This is a genomic window from Subtercola sp. Z020 (assembly GCF_002931235.1).
Lineage (GTDB): Bacteria > Actinomycetota > Actinomycetes > Actinomycetales > Microbacteriaceae > Subtercola.
Window position 1 is genome coordinate 1 of record NZ_PSTT01000055.1, and the last position, 6,181, is coordinate 6,181.

Below are 6,181 nucleotides of genomic sequence, written 5' to 3' on the forward strand. Positions count from 1 at the left end.
GGGTCACAGGGTCACCAGTGGCTGGAGGGCGGCGAAGGTTTTGTCGCCGATGCCGGTGACGTTCTTGAGGTCGTCGAGCTGGGTGAAGCGGCCGTTGGTGGTGCGCCAGGCGATGATGCGCTGGGCGAGGGCGGGGCCGACCTGCGGGAGGGTCTCGAGCAGGGCCTGGTCGGCGGTGTTGATGTTGACGAGCGCGGACGGTTGCCCCCCGCCCGGGGAGCCGGCACCGCTGCCGGAGCCGGCGGCGGCGCCCGCCGCGCCAGCGCCCGCGCCCGGCGTGAGGCCCGCAGTGCCCGCAGCGGCGGAGCCGAGCGGGGGCGCGGCGCCCTGCTCGGGGATGACCAGCTGCTCGCCGTCGGCGATGGGGCGGGCCAGGTTCTGCTGGGTCTGGTCGGCGTTCGGGGTGAATCCGCCGGCCGCTGCGACGGCGTCGACCACGCGGTCGCCGGCGTGGAGTTCGTAGAGCCCGGGGTGGGCGACGGCTCCGAGCACGTGCAGGAGGATCAGGCCGCCGGTGGGTGAGGCGCCGGGGGTGGCCGCTGAGCCCGGTGGAGCAGGGCTGGACGGCGAGGGCGGGAGGGCGCCCCCCGATGCGGCCTGGGAAGAACCGGATTCGCCGGCGCCGGCCGCCGAGGTGGATGAGGGGGCGGCCGGGGCGCTCAGACCGGGTGCGACGAGGTCGGTGCGGCCCCGCGGGGCGAACATCGAGACGAGCACGGCAGAGACGAGGGCGACGATGACGAGCACAAGGGCGGCTCCGACCCCGACACGGAACCGTGAGGGGCGGCTGCCGGGTTGCGAGCCGGGGCCGGTGAAGGTGCCGGGCTCTTCGGTGGGCAGGCCGGCCGGATCGGCAGCGGGGTCGACGAACTCACCAGAGGATTCGGCGACTCCTTCGCGAGGGCGGTTGGCATCGCGGTCGGTGGTGTCTGCAGCGGTCAGCCAGGGAGTGGGCTCATCCGGGTCGTCCAGCTCCCAGGGCAGCCTCGCCCCACGCGACGCGGAAGGAGGGTGTAGAGCAGGCATGCACCGACGGTACGAAACAGAAGGGGCCGAGCATCCGCCCGGCCCCTCATCTGTGGAGAACTTCTACGAACGCGCCTTTGTGGCAATGTTGACGATCTTCGGGGCGCGCACGATCACATTCACGATCTCGCGGTCGCCGAGGAAGCGCACCACGGCCTCGTTCGAGCGCGCCAGAGCCTCGAGGTCGGGCCCCGAGATCTTCGGCGAGACCTCGAGACGCGCCCGCACCTTGCCGTCGACCTGCACGACCGCCGTCACCGACTCCTCGGTGAGGAGGGTCGGGTCGGCTCCGCGCCAGCCGTAGCTGGAGATCGAGGGCGGGTAGCCGAGGCGCTCCCACATGTCTTCGGCCGTGTAGGGCGCGAAGAGCGAGAGGCCGAGCGCGATGGTCTCGACGGCCTCGCGCACGGCTGGGTCGCCGCCGCCGGGGCCGCTGTCGATGGCCTTGCGGGCGGCGTTGGTCAGATCCATGATGCGTGCGACGACGACGTTGAACTTGAACGCCTCGACCAGGCCGGGCGCCTCGGCGAGGAAGCGGTGCGTGACGCGCCGGAGCGCGACATCCCCCTCCCGCCAGTTCACCGACGGCAGCGACGTGACGTCACCGGAGAGCCGCCAGGCGCGGGCCAGGTACTTGGCTGAGGCGGCGGGCGAGACATCCGCCCAGTCGATGTCGTCTTCGGGCGGGCCGGCGAACGCCATGGTGAGGCGCACTGCGTCGACACCATGCTCGTCGAGCTGGTCGGAGAGGCGAACCAGGTTGCCCTTCGACTTCGACATCGCCGAGCCGTCCATCTGTACCATGCCCTGGTTCAGCAGGGCGCTGAAGGGCTCGGTGAACGAGACGTAGCCGAGGTCGAACAGCACCTTCGTGATGAAGCGTGCGTAGAGCAGGTGCAGGATGGCGTGCGTCACGCCACCGACGTACTGGTCGACCGGCGCCCACTTGTCGACCTCGCGGGGGTCGAACGCCTTCGTCTCGTCGGTCGGCGAGAGGAAGCGGAGGAAGTACCACGAGCTGTCGACGAAGGTGTCCATCGTGTCGGCGTCGCGGAGGGCCGGCGAGCCGTCGCGCGGGTCGGGCACGTTCACCCAGTCGGTGGCCGCGCCGAGCGGCGAGGTGCCCTTCGGCTGCAGGTTCAGCCCTTCCGTGGGCGGCAGCAGCACGGGCAGCTGGTCTTCGGCGACCGGGATCTCGGCACCGTCGGCGCCGTGGATGATCGGGATCGGGGTTCCCCAGTAGCGCTGGCGCGAGATGAGCCAGTCCCGCAGGCGGTAGTTCTTCGCCGCGCGGCCCGATCCAGAAGCCTCGAGCTGCTCGATGACGCGCGCGATCGCCTTGTTCTTCGAGAGCCCGTCGAGGGGGCCCGAGTTGATGAGACGGCCGTCGCCCGAGAGCGCCTTGCCGGTGGACGCCGGGTCGAGGGGAGGCAGATCATCCGGGATCTCCCCGTCGACGAACACCGGGATCGCCCCCGTGACCGGCTGGTTCGTGTCGAGCACGACGCGCACCGGCAGGTCGAACGCACGAGCGAAGTCGAGGTCACGCTGGTCGTGCGCAGGCACGCCCATGACCGCGCCGGTTCCGTAGTCGGCCAGCACGTAGTCGGCGGCCCAGACGGGCAGGCGCTCGCCGCTGACCGGGTTGACGGCGTAGCGCTCGAGGAAGACGCCGGTCTTCGGGCGGTCGGTGGCCTGGCGCTCGAGCTCCGTGCTCTTCTGCACCTCGGTGAGGTAGTCGGTGAATCTCGCGCGGGCGGCCTCGGACACGCGCTCGTCGGCGACGAGCTCAGCCGCCAGCTCGCTCTCGGGCGCCACGACCATGAAGGTCGCCCCGTAGAGCGTGTCGGGCCGGGTCGTGAACACGGTCACGGGCGCCTCGCGGCCCTCGATCACGAAGTCGACGTCGGCGCCGACCGAGCGGCCGATCCAGTTGCGCTGCATGCTGATGACCTTGGCCGGCCACGAGCCCTCGAGCTGCTTGAGGTCGTCGAGCAGGCGGTCGGCGTAGTCGGTGATCTTGAAGTACCACTGCGTCAACTTCTTCTTGACGACGATGGCGCCTGAGCGTTCGGATGTTCCGTCGGGCAGAACCTGCTCATTCGCCAGCACGGTCTGGTCGACCGGATCCCAGTTGACCCAGCTCGACTTGCGGTAGGCGAGGCCCTTCTCGTACAGCTTCAGGAACAGCCACTGGTTCCACTTGTAGTACTCGGGGTCGCTGGTGTGCAGCTCCCGGCTCCAGTCGAACGAGCCGGCGTACCGGCGGAAGCTCGCCTTCTGCTGGTCGATGTTCGCGTAGGTCCACTCGCGGGGGTCGATCTGGCGCTTGATCGCGGCATTCTCGGCGGGCAGGCCGAACGAGTCCCAGCCGATGGGGTGCAGCACGTTGAAGCCCTGGTGGCGCCAGTAGCGCGAGATCACGTCGCCGAGCGCGTACGCCTCGGCGTGGCCCATGTGCAGGTCGCCCGAGGGGTAGGGGAACATGTCGAGGATGTACTTGCGCGGCCGCTTGTCGTTCTCGAGGTCGGTGCGGAAGGGCTCCATCTCGTCCCACACGGGCAGCCACTTGTTCTGCAGGGCCTCGAAGCTGTAGCGGGTGGGGTCGGGTGCGGTGTCGGCGCCTGCGCCGGTCGCGGTGGTCGCGGCGTCGGTCGCGCCGCCGGTCGCGGCGTTCGCGACGTTGGTCGCGCCGTTGCTTGCGTCGTCTTCGGCGCCGCGCATGGCGGAATCGCGTTCGATAGTCACGTGGGTCTCAATCGTCGAGGGGACGACCGCAGCAGGCGGCCGACGGGAGGCGACTCGGGTATCGATCTCACCAGCATCCAATTGTACTGAACCTTGCTCGCGGCGTGCTGTTGCTAGCGTGAACTGGTCATGACTTCTGAGCTCCCGCCGTCCGCCGCCCCCGATTCGCGTCGCTTCGTCTTTCGCGAGGGGGCGCTGGTCGGCGAGGGTTCGGCTCCGGATGTGCGGCGGGGGCCGCTCGCGGCGGCCGACTCGTGGCTGGTCGACGCCGGGCGGGTGCGCGCCATCGACCTGCACCGCGAGCGGTTCTTCGGGGCTGCAGCGGCAGCCGGATTCGACGACGAGACGCTGCTCGGGATGTTCTGGGAGGCCGCGCTCGGGGCCATCCCGCCGTTGCACCGGTGGTTCCCGCGCCAGCTCCACCCGCGGGAACCACCGGTGCAACGGCGGGATCCGGGGAGCGACAGAGCAGCCGCGCGGGGCGGCGAGCAGTGGGAGCTGGCGTTGACGATGCGCATCGCTCCGCCGCTCTCGGGCTCCGTCGTGCTGCGCACGCACCGGGGGGCGGACCCCCGCGGCATCCCGGCCTGGAAAGGTCCTGACCTCGATACGCTCGCGAGCCTGCGGAGCGCGGCGCGCGCAGACGGCGTCGACGATCTGGTGCTGCTGACGACGGGCGGCGAGGTGGTCGAGGGCACGGCGAGCGCGCTGCTGTGGTGGCGGGGCGACGAGCTGCGGATGCCGCCACGGGAGTTCGAGCGGGTCGACAGTGTGACGGCGCGGTCTGTGGCGGCGGTCGCGGCGGCGGTGGGGGTGCCGGTGCGCGAGGAGCGTGCGACGCCCGCGGAGCTGGTCGGCACGGAGGTGTGGGCGGTGAACGCGCTGCACGGGATCCGCGTGGTGAGTGCGTGGGTGGGGGATGGCGGCGGTGGTGGCACGGCTGCCAGCGCGGGCGGCGACCGCGACCCGCGCACCGGGGATGTCCGCGGCGGAGGGGCCGACGGCGCGGTGGCGGTCGTGGCGGAGCCCGGGCGGGCGGCGCTGTGGCAGCGGCGGCTCGGGGCGCTGGCGCGTCCGCTGCCGGGCGCGGCCCTCCCACCCGGGCGGAGCTGAGCGAAAGCGCGGCGTATACGGAGTCGGATGGGCTGAGCTCCGTCCGGACGGGGCCGTCGCCGCCGGGGTGATCGCGGTGGGGTCGCGGCCAATGGACAACCGGGCCGCCAAGCCCTCTGTTCGCCGGTTCGCCGGTTCGCCGACGATATCGTCTCGAGGCGCGGTGGACGCCGGGACACCTCTGGGCGGAACCGACGCGTATGGCGGGGCGGATTGGCTGAGCGGTGCCCGGGCGTGCGCGACCGCAGACGGCCGGCGGCGGACGGCCGACGAGCGAGGACGGGCTGCGGATCGGCGGCGGACGGCCGCCCCACGGCCCCAGCCGAGGCCGCGGGTCAGTCACGGCCGAGGCCAGGCGTGCGGGTCAGGCGCGGCCGGGGGCGGAGGAGGCGAGCCGCAGGTGCTGCGTCACGAGGGCGGGCGGCACATCGGTGTGCGAGATGAGCACCACCGAACGCTCGGGGCCGGCCGCGGCGAGCAGGTCGGCCAGCAGCGCGTCTGCGCGGGTGGGGTCGACGTTCGCGGTGGGCTCGTCGAGCACGACGACCGGGAAGTCCGCGAGCAGCACCCGCGCCAGGGCGATGCGCTGCGCCTCGCCGCCCGAGACGCGGGCGCCGTGCTGCCCGAGGCGCGCGTCCAGCCCGCCGCGGGCGCGCGCCCAGCCGCCGAGCCCGACGCGCGCGAGCACGGCAAGCAGGTCGTCATCGGACGCCGTCTCGCGCGCAAACAGCAGGTTCTGCCGCAGGCTTGCATCGAAGATGTATGGGGACTGCTCGCAGAGTCCTACCGTTCGGCGCACGTCTTCGGGGGCGAGGGTGCGCACGTCGACCCCGTCGATGGTGAAGCTGCCGGTGTGCTCGAGGAAGCGCACGAGCACGGCCGCGAGCGTCGTCTTGCCGCTCCCGCTCGGCCCGGTCACGAGCAGCCGGGCGCCGGGCGGGATGCCGACGCTCACGTTGCGGAGGGCGGCGCCCCCACCCGTGCCCCCACTTTCGACGTGAGGGGACGCAGATCGTTGCATCGACGAGACCGGAGCCACGATTCGCGTCTTCTCGACGGCAATCGTGGTCGGGGTGGGCGTGTCGAACTGCGGCCAGCGGGCCGACACGTGGTCGAGGCGGATGAACGGCGGCCGCCGTACACCTGCAGCCGACGGGGCGGCGGCGGGACGCGAGGCGGACACCTGCGGGCGAGACGGACCGGCAGACGTGTCCGCCTCGCCCGGAGGTGTCGATCTCGCGGGTGCGGGCGGCGCGGATGCCGCGGGCGCGGCGGCGGGGGCGGCGCCGCGCCC

At 72.3% G+C, this 6,181-nt stretch carries 4 protein-coding genes; 1 reads left to right on the forward strand and 3 read right to left on the reverse strand.

Translation table 11 applies throughout. The annotated features are described in order from the left end of the window. Positions 1–3: 3 nt before the first annotated feature. Both C5B96_RS07585 and leuS read right to left on the reverse strand, forming a co-directional pair. Entirely contained in the window at positions 4–1,026 is a 1,023-nt protein-coding gene (locus tag C5B96_RS07585; protein WP_233189067.1) for a helix-hairpin-helix domain-containing protein, read from the reverse strand. Positions 1,027–1,089: 63 nt separating this feature from the next. Continuing rightward, a complete protein-coding gene (gene leuS, locus C5B96_RS07590; protein WP_104244531.1) occupies positions 1,090–3,750 on the reverse strand; it encodes a leucine--tRNA ligase in 2,661 nt (886 codons plus the stop codon). Positions 3,751–3,903: 153 nt separating this feature from the next. Between leuS and C5B96_RS07595 the strand changes: the two genes are divergently transcribed. Continuing rightward, on the forward strand, positions 3,904–4,887 hold the full coding sequence (locus tag C5B96_RS07595; RefSeq protein ID WP_104244533.1) for an aminotransferase class IV: 984 nt from the start codon (positions 3,904–3,906) through the stop codon (positions 4,885–4,887). A 364-nt stretch (positions 4,888–5,251) separates the two neighbouring features. On the opposite strand, the gene C5B96_RS07600 is transcribed toward C5B96_RS07595, so the two are convergent. Then, the coding region (locus C5B96_RS07600) for an ATP-binding cassette domain-containing protein (RefSeq protein WP_199176588.1) at positions 5,252–6,181 on the reverse strand (930 nt) is incomplete at its 5' end.